The sequence below is a fragment of the Mesorhizobium sp. 2RAF45 genome (genome assembly GCF_052115225.1).
Taxonomy (GTDB): domain Bacteria; phylum Pseudomonadota; class Alphaproteobacteria; order Rhizobiales; family Rhizobiaceae; genus Mesorhizobium; species Mesorhizobium jarvisii.
Map to the genome: position 1 here is coordinate 183,905 of NZ_JBFRGG010000008.1, position 15,594 is coordinate 199,498.

Here is a 15,594-nt window from a genome sequence, read left to right on the forward strand (position 1 = left end):
CAGCCGGGGGGTTATCACGGACCGCGCGCCATGCAAACAATCTTGAAAATCGGAACACGCGGCAGCCCGCTGGCGCTGGCACAGGCGCATGAAACACAGGCGCGGCTGATGGCCGCGCATGGCCTGCCGGCGGAAGCCTTCGAGGTCGCCGTCATCTCGACCAGCGGCGACCGCATCCAGGACCGGCCGCTGTCGGAGGCCGGCGGCAAGGGCCTGTTTACCAAGGAAATCGAGGAAGCGCTGCTTGCCGGCGCGATCGACATCGCCGTTCATTCGTCGAAGGACATGCCGACGCGATTGCCGGACGGTCTGGAACTCAGCGCATTCCTGCCGCGCGAGGATGCGCGCGATGCCTTTGTCGGCAAGGCGGCAAAGGCCATCGCCGAGCTGCCGCGCGGCGCCAAGGTCGGCTCGTCGTCGCTCAGGCGGCAGGCGCTGATCCGCCGCATGCGGCCGGATCTCGACGTGGTGATGTTCCGCGGCAATGTGCAGACGCGGCTGCGCAAGCTCGACGAAGGCGTCGCCGTCGGCACCATCCTCGCCTATGCCGGGCTGAAGCGGCTCGGTCTTGAGCATGTCGCCACCGATTTGATGCCGCTCGACATTTTTCCGCCCGCACCCGGACAGGGTGCGATCGGCATAGAGAGCCGTATCGGCGACCGCGACGTCGAAAAGATGCTGACGGGGATCCATGATGTTCGGACGGGGCAGGCGCTGGCCTGCGAGCGCGCCTTCCTGGCGGCGCTCGACGGCTCCTGCCGCACCCCGATCGCCGGCCATGCGACGATCGAGGCCGGAACTCTCTCTTTCGCCGGCCTGATCATCTCACCCGACGGCACGCAGTCGCACACGGTCGAATTGCAGGGACCGGCACAGGATGCCGCCCGCATCGGCGATGAGGCCGCCCGGACGGTGCGGGCCAGGGCCGGCGAAAAGTTCTTCGACGGCTGGCTCTGACGATGCTTCGCGTCCTGGTGACCAGACCGGAACCGGGCGCCTCGCGCACGGCGCGGCGGCTTCAGGAGAGGGGCTTTCAACCGGTCGTTCTGCCTTTGACCGAAACGGTGGCTTTGCCTGGCGATGCGGGGTTCGTCACCGGTGATGCCGTTGCCGTTACCAGCGCCAATGCCGTGCGCCATACCGCAAACGAGGTCATCGCGGCGCTTGCTGCTCTTCCTTGCCATGCCGTCGGCGCCAGGACCGCCGAAGCGGCGCGCAAGATGGGGTTCTCATCCGTCATTGAAGGCTCGGGCGATGCCGAGGCGCTGGCCGACGCCATCGCGGCGGCGTTGCCCGGCAAGGCAATCACCTATCTCTGCGGGCGCGTGCGGTTTCCGATGTTCGAACAACGGCTGGAAGCGGCTGGAGTCCGGGTTCGCGCCGTGGAGACGTATGACACGCTCCCGGTGCCATATTCCGACGAGACCATCCTCGCGCTGCTTTCCGGCCAGTCGGTCGATGCGGTGCTGCTCTACTCGGCCAAGGCGGCCGTCGCGATGCAGGCTTTGAGCAAACGGCCTGCCTTGCAAGAGGCCTTTGAAAAGATACAGGTTTTCGCTCTTTCCGCCCGCATAGCCGCTGCCTTCGGCGACGGCGCCGGCAAAACAATCCGCATCGCCGCGCGACCCGACGAGGAGGCGCTGCTGGCGCTTTTGCGGGTGCTGCCCTGAGCCGCGTCATCACACCGCCCCTTTTCACCGCTTGGTGATGTGCTAGACCCTTTCTGAACCATCACGCGCCGCCAGGCGTTGAGACGAAGCGAATTTTGCGGAGCCCAGGCATGGTCAAGACGCCGAAGATGCGACACTCGAAAAGCCGCCGCGAGCCGGTGACCATCGATCTCGAGCCCGGTGCCGTTTCCCGCGTCGTCGATGAGGATGCCGCCAGGGCAGCGGCCAAGACAGACGAGGCCAAGGCTGAGGAAGCCGCTGATGCCTCGCAGCCGGAGGCTCCCGAAGAGCCGGTGCATGCCGACCAGACCGATCTCGAACCCTGGGAGCATGCCGATGGCGTGGGGCAGGTCGGGACCGAGCCGTCCGCGGAGGCCAAGGCCGTTGAGCCGGAGATGCCCTATCCCGGCTCGGATGCGCCAGCCCATCGCATTGCCGCCTCCGACTATAATTTCGAGGATGCGTCGGCCAAGCGTAGCGATGACAGCAAGGCAAAAACCCAGACACGGGACGAAAAGATGGCGCCGATACCGGCCGCGGCAAAGCGTGGCGGCCTGAACGGCATCGCTGCCGGCATCATCGGTGGCGTCATCGCGCTCGCCGGCGCCGGCGGCTTGCAATTTGCCGGCCTGCTTGGCGCGCCGGGTTCCGGCGCCGGCGTCTCGCTCGACGGCGTCAATGGCGAGATCGCTTCGCTGAAAACCGAAATTGCCGGGCTGAAGGACGGCGGCGGCAATAATGACGCAGCGGCCAAAGTGGTTGGACTTTCCTCGGGGCTGGAGCAGGTAAAGGCCGATATCGCGGCGCTGAAATCGGCGGTCGAACAGGGCGGTGCTGGCGACAATGCCGGGCTTGCGGCGCTCGGCGACAAGGTCAAGCAGATCGAAACCGCGGTCGCCGCCCTCGGCAAGGCCGGCAGCGCGGCGCCGGTCGATCTCGGCCCGCTCAACGAAAAACTGGCGAGCCTCGACGCGCTGGTGAAATCGACGGGCGAAGCTGCGAAGGCCCAGGACAGCCGGCTCGCCGCGCTGGAACAGTCGGTGTCGCAGCTTTCCGGCAAGGTCGAGGCGGCGGCAGGACAGCCGAAGATCGCGCTCGCCATTGCCGCGTCGGCTTTGAAGTCGGCGCTCGAACGCGGTGCGCCGTTCTCGGCTGAACTCGATACGCTGGCGGCGATTTCGCCCAACGCGCCTGAGCTCGCGACCCTACGGCCCTATGCCGAAAAGGGCGTGCCCACCCGCACCGAGATCGCCTCGCAAATGGATGCCGCAGCCAATGCCATGGTCGCCGCCGCCACGCCGGTCGACCAGAATGCCGGCTTCCTGCAGAACCTGATGTCGAGTGCCGAATCGCTGGTCAAGGTCCGGCCGATCGGCGCCGTCGAGGGGCCTGGCGCGCCGGAAACCGTTGCGCGCATGGAGGTGGCCGTCACACAGGGCGACTATGCCAAGGCGCTCGGCGAATACAATTCGCTGCCTGAGGCCGTGAAGGCCGCCGGTGCCGACTTTGCCGGCAAACTGAAGGCGCGCATCGAGGTCGAAACCCAGGTCGACGCGCTGATCTCCGGCGCGATGAAGGCATGAGGGCAAAACGATGATCCGCCTGCTCGCCTTCCTCATCGTCGTCTTCGCGCTCGGTCTCGGCTTTGCTTGGCTGGCCGACCGGCCGGGCGACATGGTCGTTACCTTCAGCGGCTACCAGTATCAGGTCAGCCTGATGGTGGCGGCGGTGGCCATCGTCGCTGTCGTCGCCGCGGTAATGATCCTGTGGTGGCTGATCAGGTCGCTGTGGAACAGCCCCTATACCATCTCGCGCTATTTCCGCGTGCGCCGCCGCGACCGCGGCTACCAGGCGCTGTCGACCGGCATGATCGCCGCCGGCGCCGGCGACGGTGCGCTGGCCCGCAAGAAGACCAAGGAAGCGGCCAAGCTGATCCGTTCCGACCAGGAACCGCTGATCCATCTGCTCGAGGCGCAGGCTTCGCTGCTCGAAGGCGACCATGAAGGGGCGCGGCAAAAGTTCGAGAGCATGCTCGACGATCCCGAAATGCGGCTGCTCGGCCTGCGCGGGCTTTATCTCGAAGCCGAACGGCTGGGTGACCGCAATGCCGCACGCCACTATGCCGGCCGCGCCGCCGCCGTTGCGCCGCAACTGGCCTGGGCGGCCGAATCGACACTGGAGGAGCTGACCGCGCGCGGCGATTGGGACGGCGCCTTGAAACTGGTCGACGCGCAGAAGGCGACGCGGCAGATCGAGCGCGATGCCGCCAATCGCCGTCGCGCCGTGCTGTTGACCGCCAAGGCGCAGTCGCTCGCCGACAGCGATCCCACCACCGCCAGGGCGGCCGCACTCGAGGCCAACAAGCTGCAGCCGGATTTCGCCCCCGCCGCCGTTGCCGCCGCCGCCGCGCTGTTCAGGCAGAACGATGTGCGCAAGGGCTCGAAAATCCTGGAGACCGCCTGGAGGGCCGAGCCGCATCCCGAGATTGCCGAGCTCTACACCCATGCCAGGCCGGGTGACGCCGTGCTCGACCGTCTCAACCGGGCGAAGAAGCTGCAGGAGATGAAGAAGAACCACGCCGAATCGTCGATGACGGTGGCGCGTGCCGCGCTCGACGCACAGGATTTCGCTACCGCTCGCACCGAGGCCGAGGCCGCGATCCGGATGGACCGCCGCGAGGGCGCCTATCTGCTGCTGGCCGACATCGAGGAGGCCGAGACCGGCGACCAGGGCAAGGTGCGGCAGCTGCTGTCCAAGGCGGTGCGCGCGCCGCGCGATCCGGCCTGGGTCGCCGATGGCGTGGTTTCGGAACGCTGGGCGCCGGTATCGCCTGTCACCGGTCGGCTCGATGCCTTCGAATGGCGCGCGCCGATGGAGCGGCTTGGCCAGTTGATCGACAGCCGTGACGATGCGCCTGAGACCACGGTGCCGGTGATCGAGGCGTTGGCGAAGCCGGCCAGCGAGAAGCCGATCGACGCGATCGAGCCTGCCACGGCGAGCAGCGAGACAACAAGCAAGGGAATCGATAGAAGCGAAGACCACGTCACGCCGGTCACGGCGGCTGCGTTCGCGGCGGTACCAGCCGATGCCGAGGCCGTCGAGCCGGCGGAAGAACTGGCGCGGCTGCCGGACGATCCGGGCGTCGATCCGGACGAGGAAGCGGAAAAATCGCCGCGCCGCTTCCGGCTGTTTTAATTTTTGGCCTTCGGGTGATTGACTTGGCCCTTGGGCCGTTTGGGAATGGATTGATGTTCGAACGCGTTCTGTCGTTTCTCAGGGATTTGCCGGCCGGCGCCGGCGCGCAAACCAGCACGGACGACCCGCGCGTCGCCGCCTCGGCGCTGCTCTACCATGTGATGAACGCCGACGGCGTGCGCCAGGACGTCGAATGGGAGCGGTTCAAGGCTGTGCTCTCCGAGAGCTACTCGATCAGCGGCGCCGAACTCGAAGCGCTGGCCGCCGCCGGCGAGCGCGCCGACAATGAGGCGATCGACCTCTACGCCTTCACCAGCGTGCTCAAGCGCCATCTCGACGCGGACGAGCGCAAGGCCTTCATCGGCCTGATGTGGGAGATCGTCTATGCCGATGGCGAGCTGCATGAGCTAGAGGACAATACGGTGTGGCGGGTCGCCGAACTGATCGGCGTCGAGCGCCACGACCGGGTCGAGGCGCGCCGCAAGGCGGCGGCGCAGGCGCCGGGTGCCCGCGGAACATCCAGCGACGAATAGACGGGATCTCGCCTGACGATGCCGCGCGCAACGAGCTCGAAGCCAAAAATCCTGATCGTGCTGCATCAGGAGAATTCGAGCCCCGGACGCGTCGGCCACATGCTCATCGAAGAGGGTTTCGAGCTCGACATCCGCCGGCCGCCGCTCGGCGACGCCTTGCCGGAGACGCTGGACGGCCATGCCGGCACGGTGGTGTTCGGCGGACCGATGAGCGCCAATGACGAGGACGAGTTCGTTCGCCGCGAGACCAACTGGCTGGAAATCCCGCTCAGGGAGAACCGGCCGTGCCTTGGCATTTGCCTCGGCGCGCAGATGCTGGTCAACCATCTCGGCGGCAAGGTCGAGGGGCACGGCGAAGGGCTGGTCGAGATCGGCTGGTATCCGCTCAAGGCGACCGAGGCCGGCAGGAAGCTGATGCACTGGCCCGAAATGGTCTACCAGTTCCACCGCGAGGGCTTTTCCTTGCCCCGCGACGCGACGCTGCTGGCGACGGCGGAGACCTATCCCAATCAGGCCTTCCGCTATGGCGACAATGCCTGGGGCATACAGTTCCATGGCGAACTGACCCGGGTGATGATGCAGCGCTGGGTGGTGCGCGGCGCGCATCGCTTCGAATTGCCCGGCGCCCAGCCCGGCCGCGATCACCTCGGCGGCAGGCTGATCTGGGACATGCATCTGAAGCGCTGGCTGGACGAGTTTTTGCGCATGGTGTTTGGGACGCCGGCGGTGCGGTAGCTCCATCTCTTGGAGCAATTCTTTAGCTAGGGTTCGAGCACCGGCCGCATGAAGCTGCGCTCATAGCTTAGAATGCTGCGATTGCGCTTTTCCGCTTCAAACACATCCTGGCATTCCGGGTCGGCTGCCATCCGCTTGCGATAGTCCTCATAGTCGGCAAGGCTCGGAAAGCTGAACATGGCATAGGCGATATTGTTCGCTCCTTCGCTCGGCAGGAAATAGCCATGATGGTTTCCGCCGAGGCGATTGACCAGACCGATCCAGCGACGGCCATATTCTTCAAACTCGGCAAGCTTGTAGGGGTCGATGACATATTTCAGGCAGCAGGTGATCATGGGATTTCCTGTGACGGGGGTGATGTATCTTGCCGACCATCGGCGAGCGTCAGTTGCGCCCGTCGAGGTGGCGAACCCTGCGCAATTGCGGAAACAGCCAGGCCCACAGGCCTGCTACCGCGATGGCGCCGACGCCGCCGATCACCACCGCCGGCACGGTGCCGATCAGCGCCGCCATGGTGCCGGCACGGAATTCGCCGACTTCGTTGGAGGCGCCGACGAAAACCTGGTTGACGGCGTTGACGCGGCCGCGCACCTCGTCCGGCGTCCACAGCTGGATCAGCGTCTCCCTGATGTAGACGCTGAACATGTCGGTGGCGCCGAGGAGGGCCAATGCGACGATCGACAGCCAGGTGAGGGTGGACAGTCCAAACAGCACGGTGGAGGCGCCGAATGCCGCGACGAAACCGAGCATGATCACACCGGCATGGTTGCGGATCGGGTGCCCGGCGAGCCACACCGCCACGCAGATGGCGCCGATGCCGGGCGCCGAGCGCAGCAGGCCGAGGCCCCACGGGCCGAGCTGCAGGATGTCGCGCGCATAGACCGGCAGCAATGCCGAGGCGCCGGAGAGAAGCACCGCGAACAGGTCGAGCGAGATGGCGCCAAGCACGATCTTCTCGCTCCAGATGTAGCGGAAGCCGGCAAACAGCGTCTCCATGGTCGGCTTGTCGGTGGCGGTCCGCTGGGCGGGCCTGGGAATGGTGAAAATCAAAAGGGCGGCGGCCAGCATCAGCATGGCGGCGATGGCGTATGCGACTTCCGGAGAAACGCCGTAGAGCAGGCCGCCGGCAACCGGTCCAACGATGGTCGCCGTCTGCCAGGCGGACGAGTTCCAGGCAATCGCATTGCCGAAATCCTCCGGCGGCACCAGATTGGCGAACAGCGAGGACGAAGCCGGGCCGTAAAAGGCCCGCGCCGTGCCGAACATCGCGAGCACGGCGAAGATCGGCAGCGGGCTGACAAGACCGCGCAGCGTCAGGACCAGCAGAGTGAGGGCGCATATGCCCTCGATCACCGTCGACAGCGCCATGATCAGCCGGCGTCCGAAGCGGTCGGCGACGACGCCGGTGACCAGCACCAAAAGCAGCGATGGCAGGAACTGGACGATGCCGACAATGCCGAGGTCGAAAGGATCGCGCGTCAGATCATAGATCTGCCAGCCGACGGCGACGGAGACGATCATGGTCGCGAAGGTGGTGAGGAAGCGCGCCGTCCAGTAGCTGAGGAAGGCTTTGTGCCGGAAGGCAGCGTAACGCTGCTCAGGTGAAGTTTGTAGGGATGTCATGAATAAAGGCCCCGTTGCGATGGCATTGGAGCGACGTGCGTCCAATTGGACGCACAAAGTGCGCTCCAACACTGTTTAGTTTCGCATCGTGCTTTCCGAAAATCGGAGTGGACTTTCGGGTCGATGCGATGCCGGCGGGGCACTTCCCAAGGTTGGGCGCTGGTCCGACCAATGGAACGTCTAGCAAAGTTCGATGCGCGATGCGTGCGAAAATCAGCACTGGATCAAGGGATTTTCAGCCTGTTGCGCCCATCGCACAAGGAAATTACTGCCGAAGTGCTGCCGAAATGGCGTCGAGCCCGCCTCGCAACTCGGCCTCCGTCGGCCAGCCGAAGCCGACGCGGAAGAAGCGCTTTTCCATCTCGAACCAGTGGCCGGGCCCGACATAGGTGCCATGGTTTTCCAGCAGGTTCACATAGAAGCGGTCGAGATCGAAGCCGGGTTCGACATTGAGGCGCGGGAAGCCGACGACACCGCCTTCGGGCCGCACCCAGTCGACCAGCGGTTCGCGGTCGATCCAGGCCTGGACGATGTCGCGGCGCCTGGCCATTTCGGGCAGCAGCGCTCCCAGGAAGGCGTCCCGGCGTTCGAGCATGCCGCGCGCAATGCCTTCGTCGATGACGCTGCCGCAGATGCCGATCTGTTCCTTGGCGGCAAGGAACGTCTCCTGTAGTGCTGGATCCCTGGTGATCAGCCAGCCAATGCGGATGCCTGGAATGCCGAAGGCCTTCGACAGCGACGCGACGCTGATCGCCTTCGTGCTCAGCGAGGCCGCCGACGGCAGGCGCCGGCCATAGGAAAGGTCGCGATAGGTCTCGTCGACCAGCAAATGGCAGCCGCTGGTCTCCGCGAGCGCCACCAGCGCGTCGAGATCGGTCTGGCCCATCATCGTGCCGGTCGGGTTGTGCGGGCACGTAACGCTGATCAGTTTCGTGTTCGGTCGCATCGCCGCCCTGACGGCCTCGACATCGATGGCAAAGCCGTCCTCGAAGGCGAGGTCGACGAAGCTGATGGCGCAGCCGATCGCCCTTGGGGTTTCGATGTTGGTGGCGTAATTGGGCCGGATGACGACGAGATGGTCGCTCGCCGACAGAAGCGATGTCGAGATGATGAACAGCGCGCCGGCGGCACCGGCGGTGACCAGCACATCGTCAGGCGAGACGCCGGCGTCCTGTGCCGCGATCAGCGCGCGCAAGTCCTTGTCGCCGCGATGCTCGCCATAGAACAGCGTGAGGTCCGGCAGCGACAGGCCGATGTCGGAGAGCTTCTGGTCGGCGATCGAGCTCTCGGAGAGGTTGAAGCGGATGCGGTCGTAGCCGTACTCCTCCGGCGCTTCCTTCTCGATCACCATCCTGGTGTAGTTCATGGCTTCCCCCAGATCCCCTTGTCTGGTTTATCCAAGCCACAAAAACAGGAAGCCTGCCAAGGCGGTTTCGCCGGCAGGCTTCTGTTCCAGTCGTCCTAAATATTGGCTCAGGACTGAATTGCTCAGGCCGAAACCTTGGCCTTGCGGCCCTTGGCCTTGACGGGCGCCACCGCAACGGCCTTGCGGCCGAGTCCGATGGACTTCGCCAGTTGCGAGCGCGAGGCCGCATAGTTGGGAGCAACCATCGGATAGTCAGACGGCAGGCCCCATTTGGCACGGTAGGCGTCCGGCGTCAGGCCGAAATGCACGCCGAGATGGCGCTTCAGCGATTTGAACTTCTTGCCGTCTTCGAGGCAGATGATGAAATCCGGCGTCACCGACTTCTTCGGATTGACCGCGGGAACCAGCGGGGCCGCCACCGGCACGGCCGGCTTGCCGAGCCCGCCGATCGAGGTGGCGACGCTGGCGATGAGGTCGGCCAGGCCGGAGGCGGGCAGGCGGTTCTTCTCAACGTAGGCGGATACGATGTGGGCGGTCAGCTCGAGAAGGTCGATGCGAGCGTCGTTGCTATCGTCGGTCAATGTTTCCTCCGTCTATGGTGCACGGCCTCGAAAATGGGGTTCGTTTTCGAAAGGACGAGGCACAAAATCAAAAATGCTGAAGCGTTTCTGGCGTATCCATTTCTGGCGTATCCAGTGGACCGCGCGGGGGCAGCGCGCAAAATTCCTAGTCGGCAAATCTGCACAACGCAATGATTAAGCGCGGCGCCACACGTTATTTTGAACAACTATACTAAACTGTAATAATATCAGACGATCAGAGCCTTGTCTCGCCACAGACGAAATCCGCCTTCGAAGGCGCGTGTGTTGTCACCGCGCCTGGTCTCGGCCGGTAACGCGTCGAGCTTGTCGACATTGCCGCCGCCAATGACGACATAGTCTGGCTGCAGGGCGGCGCGCAGGCGAGTGACGACGTCGAAGACGTATTTGCGCCACTTCTTCTTGCCGTGCTTTTCCAGGCCGCGCTCGCCGACATAGTCCTCGAAACTCCGGCCTTTCCTGTAGGGAAGATGGGCGAGTTCCATCGGCTGGCCGACATTGTCGAAGACCATCGCCGCGCCGAGGCCGGTTCCCAGCCCGAGGAACAGCATGCGCCCGCCTTCGTAGCTGCCGATGGCCTGCATCAGCGCATCATTGACCACCTTGACCGGCTTGCCGAATTGGGCGGCGAAATCGAAGCCAGCCCAGCCCTTGCCAAGATTCTTCGGATCGAGCACCGGCTTGTTGTGACGCACCGGGCCGGGATAGCCCATCGAGATGACGTCGTAGGACAGGCCCTCGGCGAGCTTCTTCACCTTGTCGATCATCTGCTGCGGCGTCAGGCCCGGGCCAGAATCGTCCCGGCGCTCGGCGCCGCCGGCGCTGGTCAGGATCTTGACGTGCGAGCCGCCAATGTCGATCGCCAGAACGATCTTCTCGGTGTCGGGTGCCGGTTGCTTCATCGCCTTGGCCATCGTGTCTTCTCCGATCATGCCACCGGGTCGATCCAGCCATTGGGCGGTCCGAAGCCGGCCATGGCGTCCGTCGGTCCCCATGTCTTCGGCTCGTAGAGATGCGGCGGCGTGGTGTCGCCGAGCACCGGCCCGACGATGCGCCAGGCAAGCTCGGCCGCGTCCTGGCGGGTGAAGAGCTGGCCGTTGCCGTTCATGGCGTCGCCGATCAGCCTTTCATAGGGCGGCATGTCGGCCTTGCTGTCGTCGAGCGCCGTCAGTTCCACCTGCTCGCCGACCATGTCGTCGCCTGGCGCCTTGCGCTGGGCGCCGATGGCGATCACCACTTGCGGGTCGATGCGGAAGCGCACGTAGTTCTGGTCGGCGGGCTTGATCGGGTCGAAGACGTCGAGCGGCGGCCGCTTCAGCCGCACCACCACCTCGGTGACATGCACCGGCATGTTCTTGCCGGCGCGGATGAAGAAAGGCACGTCCTGCCAGCGCCAGGTGTCGACGAAGAAGCGCACCGCCGCGAAGGTCTCGACCGGCGAGTTCGGCGCCACGCCGGGCTCGGCGAGGTAGCCGGTGAACTGGCCGCGCACGACATCGTCTTTCGCCAGCGTCCGAATCGCCCTGAGCACCTGGACCTTCTCGTCGATCAAATCGTCGGCGGAGCGGCCGACCGGCGGCTCCATGGCCAGCAGCAGGAGGATGTTGAGCAGATGGTTCTCGATGACATCCCTTATGCAGCCGACATCGTCATAGAAGCGGCCGCGCCCCTCGACGCCGAAATCCTCGGCCATGGTGATCTGCACGCTCTCGACGAAATTGCGATTCCAGATCGGCTCGAGGAAGGAATTGGCGAAGCGGAAATAGAGCAGGTTCTGGATCGCTTCCTTGCCGAGATAGTGGTCGATGCGGAAGATCGACTGCTCGTCGAACACCAGATGCAGCACGCGGTTCAGCCAGCGCGCCGACTGCAGATCATGGCCGAACGGCTTTTCCACCATCAGCCGCGCGCCACGCGCGGTGCCCGACTGCTCCAACCCCTGCACGACAGTCTCGAACATGGTCGGCGGCACCGCCATGTAGTGCATCGGCCGCTGGGCGGTGCCGAGTGCGGTCTTCAGCTTCTCGAAGGTGGCCGGATCGCGGTAGTCGCCGCTGACATAGCGCAGCAGCGAGGCGAATTTGGCGAACACCTTCTCGTCGATCTTGCCCAGTGCATTGACGATGCCGTCGCGAGCGCGGGCCTGCAACTGCTTGATGTCCCAGGCGTCGAAGGCGACGCCGATCACCGGTTCGGTGAGCGTGCCCTTGGCGACCATCTGGTAAAGGGCCGGAAATATCTTCTTGTGGGCGAGGTCGCCGGTGGCGCCGAAGAGCACCAGCGTGTCGGACCGTTCCTGGCTCATGCGTGCGTCTCCTGCTGTGGCGTCACTTGCGGGCCTTCGGCTTTTCGACATGGCCGCCGAAGGCATAGCGCATGGCGGACAACAGCTTGTCGGCAAATTCGGATTCGCCTTGCGAGGAGAAGCGGTCGAACAGCGCCGAGGACAGCACCGGCGCCGGCACGCCGGTGTCGATCGCCGCCTTCAGCGTCCAGCGTCCTTCGCCCGAATCCGAGACGCGGCCGCCGAACTGCGCCAGGCCCGGATCGCCCTTCAGCGCGCCGGCGGTGAGATCGAGCAGCCAGGAGCCGATGACGCTGCCATGCCGCCAGACCTCGGCCACCTGCGGGAGGTCGATGTCGAACTGATAATATTGCGGGTTTTCCAGCGGGCTGGTCTCGGCGTCGGCCGTGCGTTGCCGCTTGCCGGCATTGGCCGACTTCAGGATGTTCATGCCTTCGGCATAGGCGGCCATGACGCCATATTCGATGCCGTTGTGCACCATCTTGACGAAGTGGCCGGCGCCGCTCGGCCCGCAATGCAGATAGCCGAAGGGCGCGGTGCCGGCAGCCTTGTCGGGAGCCGGCGCGCCGGCATCGGCGCCGGGCGCCAGCGTGGCGAAGACCGAATCGAGGTGCTGCACCGCCACGTCGGGGCCGCCGATCATCAGGCAGTAGCCGCGCTCGAGGCCCCAGACACCGCCGCTGGTGCCGACATCGACAAGATGGATACCCTTGATGGTCAGTTTCGCGGCCTGGTCGACGGCGTCGTGATAGTAGGAATTGCCGCCGTCGATGACGATGTCGCCGGGCTCCATCAGGGCTGAGACCTGATCGATGATCTTGCCGGTGATCGCCGCCGGCAGCATCAGCCAGACACAGCGCGGCTTGGCGAGCTTGCCGACGAATTCCGTCAGGGATGCCGCGCCCAGCGCGCCGTCGCTGACCAGGGCGGCGACGCTTGCCGGGTTGATGTCGTAGACGACGCATTCATGGCCGTCGCGCATCAGGCGCCGCACCATGTTGGCGCCCATCCGGCCCAGTCCCATCATTCCGATCTGCATGGTTTCGTCCCGATTGCTTGAGGAGAGAGAAAATCTATCGGCCCGGCCGCTTTTACCACGATGCGTCGATGCCGACGCTGAAGTCGACATTCTCCCAACGCATCGCATCGGGCCAGAAAAAAGTGAAGACGATGGTGCTTCCCGACGTCAATCCGGCGACCGGCAGGTCGGCCAGATGGACGCCAAAAGCGGTTTCCCTGGTCTTGTGGTCCTGGATCGTCAGCCAGTTGTCGCTGCTCCAATGGACGACGCCGGGCGCTGAAAGCTCTACGCGTAAAGCCTTGCCGGCCGGGATGGAGCGGATTTTGTTGTTGAAGCGCCATATCCTGAGCGGCGAGCTTGTCTTGCCCTTGATGTAGCGCTCGACGCCTTGCGGCGGCGTGTCGAAGACCACGCCGTCGCGCAACGAACGCAACAGCTTTATGTGCTCGGCATGCGCCCAGACCAGTGGCATGGCGCTGCCGGACGGTTTGCCCTCCCACAGCTCGCGGCCCGGCACATCCGGGCTGTCCCAGACCTGTTCCGGCAGCAGCCCGCCCATGCCAGCCGAACGCTCGAAGGTCTCCAGAAGCTGCGCGGCTTTCTCCTTGCGGCCGGCGGCAAGCTCGTAATGCGCCCGCTCGCCGGTGAGCAGGGGCCAGGCGCGTCCCCGGCCTGTGCCGTCGAAAGGCGTGCCATCCTCGTGCTCGCCATAGCCGTCATCGGTGTAGCGGTACCAGACCGGGCCTTGCGGCAGATCGCATCGCAAAAGGGTGTCGACGGCCTTGACGGTACCGACGATGCGCGGATCGTCGGCTGCCCTGAGGCCAAAGCGAACCAGGGCCAGGGCGTCGGGGCTGATTATGGCTTCTGCCGGTTTGTCAGTATCGGCCGGCGGACGGTTCTTGATCGGTACGAAGCCGTCCTTCGGCGATGCGGCGCCCGCATCGTCCGGTGGCGCGATGCGGACATAGTAGCCTGTGATGCCGGCCTCGATGCAGAGCTGGGTGCCCGTGACGTAGGTCCAGCGTTCGACCTGATCGTTCCAGCAGTCAGCGGTTTCGCGCAGGTAGTTTGCCGGCTCACTCTTTCCCAGGATATCCAGCATATCGGCGGCGGCAAGCAGCGCGGCGATCTCGACGGCCAGCGTGAACGGGCTGTACCCGGCGTCTTCCTCCCAGCGGTCCTCGCCGGTGACGGGGCCGTTGCGCACGACATAGGAGGCGGCGGCTTCGATCATGGCCAGGAAATCGGCGAGCCTGGCACGCGGCAGGTGGCCCGCCCGGCGCAATGCGTCGGCCAGCAGCAGGGGAAAGGCGCATTCATCCATCTGGATGCCGGGCCAATAGGCGGTGCCGTCCGACCAGACATTCTGCGGCCAGTGACCGTCCGGCTGCTGAATCGAGTGCAGATAGGTCAGGATCTGCAGCGCCTGCTTGCCGTCGCCGGCGGCGAGGAAACCGCCAGCGGTCTCGACCAGGTCGCGCGGCCAGACCAGATGGTAGCCGCCGAGATCGTCGTCGCCCTTGTTGAAGCCCCATGGGATCGACAGGCTGGCAACAGCGGCGCCGGGTCTCGCGACCGAGAGATGCGAGGCCAGAACCGCTGTGCTCACACGATAGGTGTTCAGCCCGGAGGCAGTGTGGCGGTCGAGCTTCTCAAGCCTGGTCTGAAATGTCCGCCAGTTTTCGACATAGGTCTCGGCGGCGGCGTCGAAACCCTGCTTGAGACTGGCCAGCGCCAGGTCGGCGGCGGCTTCCGGCGTCGCGCCGAAGCCAAGCGCCAGCAAGGCCGTGGTCTTGCCGGCGGAAAAGCCGATCTCGCCGGTCAGAGCGACATTGCCGTCTTCCGCCCGCTGGCAGGAGGGATCGAGCGCACCGCCGTTCTGCAATTGCTGCCATCCGTCGGAGAAACCGACATAGCCGGCCGAACAGGTATTCCAGGGCAGTGAGGAGACCAGCGCAAGGGATACGCCGCGCCCCGTGGCGAAGAGCATGCGCTGGCCCTTGTGTTCGCCGACCCAGGCAGTGTTGCCCATGCCGGCGTTGACGAGGTGCGGCGCAAGCAGCGCGTAGATCTTGTAGTCGGCCGCCGAATTTTTCAGCGGTACGAATGCAATCTCCTGCAGCAGGACAGGCCGTTTCGGATCCGTAATGATGCGCTTTTCGATACGGTAGGCGCCGTCTGCCGCGGTGTTGGTCAGCCTGTAGCCGGGTACGCCGTCCTCGAAAGGCGCTACTGCGTGCGCGGCGTCGCGCTTCTCTTCCGAGAAATAGCCACCGGGGCCGGTGACGATCAGCTCCATGTCGCGCGTGCAGGCGCTGTCGAGACGCGGATAGTAGATCTCGTTCAAGATGCCGTGGCTGATGGTGAACCAGAGCGGGCTCTTGGCTGAAAACGCGGTGCCGACGCCGCTCTTGGCGCTCGACGTCCAGCGCGCCGGAATGCCCGGTGCGCCCGGGGGAACGATCGGCGTCACTGCCATCTCTGTTGGGCCTCCTGTGCGCATGGCTTACCCATCCAGCCAGACCATTTCAATTGGCGCACCGC

The 15,594-nt window shown here is 65.1% G+C and carries 14 protein-coding genes; 6 read left to right on the forward strand and 8 right to left on the reverse strand.

Annotated features, from left to right (window positions below; translation table 11 throughout):
- Positions 1 to 30 precede the first annotated feature (30 nt).
- From hemC to AB4Z43_RS21620, 6 genes are all read left to right on the forward strand, one after another.
- Entirely contained in the window at positions 31 to 957 is a 927-nt protein-coding gene (gene hemC / locus AB4Z43_RS21595; protein WP_441938903.1) for a hydroxymethylbilane synthase, read from the forward strand.
- A 2-nt stretch (positions 958 to 959) separates the two neighbouring features.
- Positions 960 to 1,670, forward strand: a complete 711-nt coding sequence (locus AB4Z43_RS21600) for a uroporphyrinogen-III synthase (RefSeq protein WP_441938904.1) — start codon at positions 960 to 962, stop codon at positions 1,668 to 1,670.
- A gap of 110 nt (positions 1,671 to 1,780) precedes the next feature.
- Positions 1,781 to 3,253: a COG4223 family protein gene (locus tag AB4Z43_RS21605; RefSeq protein ID WP_441938905.1), complete on the forward strand. Its 1,473-nt coding sequence runs from the start codon at positions 1,781 to 1,783 to the stop codon at positions 3,251 to 3,253.
- A gap of 10 nt (positions 3,254 to 3,263) precedes the next feature.
- Positions 3,264 to 4,865, forward strand: coding sequence for a heme biosynthesis protein HemY (locus AB4Z43_RS21610; protein WP_064981438.1), 1,602 nt, complete (start codon positions 3,264 to 3,266; stop codon positions 4,863 to 4,865).
- A gap of 53 nt (positions 4,866 to 4,918) precedes the next feature.
- The gene (locus AB4Z43_RS21615; protein WP_441938906.1) at positions 4,919 to 5,398 is read left to right on the forward strand and encodes a TerB family tellurite resistance protein; all 480 of its coding nucleotides are present in this window, start codon (positions 4,919 to 4,921) and stop codon (positions 5,396 to 5,398) included.
- An 18-nt stretch (positions 5,399 to 5,416) separates the two neighbouring features.
- Positions 5,417 to 6,133, forward strand: coding sequence for a glutamine amidotransferase (locus tag AB4Z43_RS21620; protein ID WP_064981436.1), 717 nt, complete (start codon positions 5,417 to 5,419; stop codon positions 6,131 to 6,133).
- Positions 6,134 to 6,159: 26 nt separating this feature from the next.
- Here the strand turns inward: AB4Z43_RS21620 and AB4Z43_RS21625 are convergent, their stop codons facing one another.
- From AB4Z43_RS21625 to AB4Z43_RS21660, 8 genes are all read right to left on the reverse strand, one after another.
- A complete protein-coding gene (locus AB4Z43_RS21625; RefSeq protein WP_019861965.1) occupies positions 6,160 to 6,468 on the reverse strand; it encodes an NIPSNAP family protein in 309 nt (102 codons plus the stop codon).
- 49 nt (positions 6,469 to 6,517) lie between these two features.
- Positions 6,518 to 7,756, reverse strand: coding sequence for an MFS transporter (locus AB4Z43_RS21630; protein ID WP_202361305.1), 1,239 nt, complete (start codon positions 7,754 to 7,756; stop codon positions 6,518 to 6,520).
- Positions 7,757 to 8,021: 265 nt separating this feature from the next.
- Positions 8,022 to 9,122, reverse strand: coding sequence for an aminotransferase class I/II-fold pyridoxal phosphate-dependent enzyme (locus AB4Z43_RS21635; RefSeq protein ID WP_441938907.1), 1,101 nt, complete (start codon positions 9,120 to 9,122; stop codon positions 8,022 to 8,024).
- Positions 9,123 to 9,244: 122 nt separating this feature from the next.
- On the reverse strand, positions 9,245 to 9,703 hold the full coding sequence (locus AB4Z43_RS21640; protein ID WP_441938908.1) for a MucR family transcriptional regulator: 459 nt from the start codon (positions 9,701 to 9,703) through the stop codon (positions 9,245 to 9,247).
- A 227-nt stretch (positions 9,704 to 9,930) separates the two neighbouring features.
- Positions 9,931 to 10,635, reverse strand: a complete 705-nt coding sequence (locus AB4Z43_RS21645; protein ID WP_038653527.1) for an ROK family protein — start codon at positions 10,633 to 10,635, stop codon at positions 9,931 to 9,933.
- A gap of 14 nt (positions 10,636 to 10,649) precedes the next feature.
- Positions 10,650 to 12,026 carry a glucose-6-phosphate dehydrogenase gene (gene zwf / locus AB4Z43_RS21650; RefSeq protein ID WP_441938909.1) on the reverse strand — a complete coding sequence of 459 codons (1,377 nt, stop codon included), beginning with the start codon at positions 12,024 to 12,026 and terminating at the stop codon, positions 10,650 to 10,652.
- A gap of 22 nt (positions 12,027 to 12,048) precedes the next feature.
- Positions 12,049 to 13,065, reverse strand: a complete 1,017-nt coding sequence (gene gnd / locus AB4Z43_RS21655; RefSeq protein WP_441938910.1) for a phosphogluconate dehydrogenase (NAD(+)-dependent, decarboxylating) — start codon at positions 13,063 to 13,065, stop codon at positions 12,049 to 12,051.
- Positions 13,066 to 13,117: 52 nt separating this feature from the next.
- A complete protein-coding gene (locus AB4Z43_RS21660) occupies positions 13,118 to 15,529 on the reverse strand; it encodes a glucan 1,4-alpha-glucosidase (protein WP_441938911.1) in 2,412 nt (803 codons plus the stop codon).
- Positions 15,530 to 15,594 lie beyond the last annotated feature (65 nt).

What these genes read in the sequence shown, in the direction of transcription:
- hemC (WP_441938903.1), top strand. Translation starts at nt 31, where the DNA reads ATGCAAACAATCTTGAAAATCGGAACACGCGGCAGCCCGCTGGCGCTG.
- AB4Z43_RS21600 (WP_441938904.1), top strand. Translation starts at nt 960, where the DNA reads ATGCTTCGCGTCCTGGTGACCAGACCGGAACCGGGCGCCTCGCGCACG.
- AB4Z43_RS21605 (WP_441938905.1), top strand. Translation starts at nt 1,781, where the DNA reads ATGGTCAAGACGCCGAAGATGCGACACTCGAAAAGCCGCCGCGAGCCG.
- AB4Z43_RS21610 (WP_064981438.1), top strand. Translation starts at nt 3,264, where the DNA reads ATGATCCGCCTGCTCGCCTTCCTCATCGTCGTCTTCGCGCTCGGTCTC.
- AB4Z43_RS21615 (WP_441938906.1), top strand. Translation starts at nt 4,919, where the DNA reads ATGTTCGAACGCGTTCTGTCGTTTCTCAGGGATTTGCCGGCCGGCGCC.
- AB4Z43_RS21620 (WP_064981436.1), top strand. Translation starts at nt 5,417, where the DNA reads ATGCCGCGCGCAACGAGCTCGAAGCCAAAAATCCTGATCGTGCTGCAT.
- AB4Z43_RS21625 (WP_019861965.1), bottom strand. Translation starts at nt 6,468, where the DNA reads ATGATCACCTGCTGCCTGAAATATGTCATCGACCCCTACAAGCTTGCC.
- AB4Z43_RS21630 (WP_202361305.1), bottom strand. Translation starts at nt 7,756, where the DNA reads ATGACATCCCTACAAACTTCACCTGAGCAGCGTTACGCTGCCTTCCGG.
- AB4Z43_RS21635 (WP_441938907.1), bottom strand. Translation starts at nt 9,122, where the DNA reads ATGAACTACACCAGGATGGTGATCGAGAAGGAAGCGCCGGAGGAGTAC.
- AB4Z43_RS21645 (WP_038653527.1), bottom strand. Translation starts at nt 10,635, where the DNA reads ATGGCCAAGGCGATGAAGCAACCGGCACCCGACACCGAGAAGATCGTT.
- zwf (WP_441938909.1), bottom strand. Translation starts at nt 12,026, where the DNA reads ATGAGCCAGGAACGGTCCGACACGCTGGTGCTCTTCGGCGCCACCGGC.
- gnd (WP_441938910.1), bottom strand. Translation starts at nt 13,065, where the DNA reads ATGCAGATCGGAATGATGGGACTGGGCCGGATGGGCGCCAACATGGTG.
- AB4Z43_RS21660 (WP_441938911.1), bottom strand. Translation starts at nt 15,529, where the DNA reads ATGGCAGTGACGCCGATCGTTCCCCCGGGCGCACCGGGCATTCCGGCG.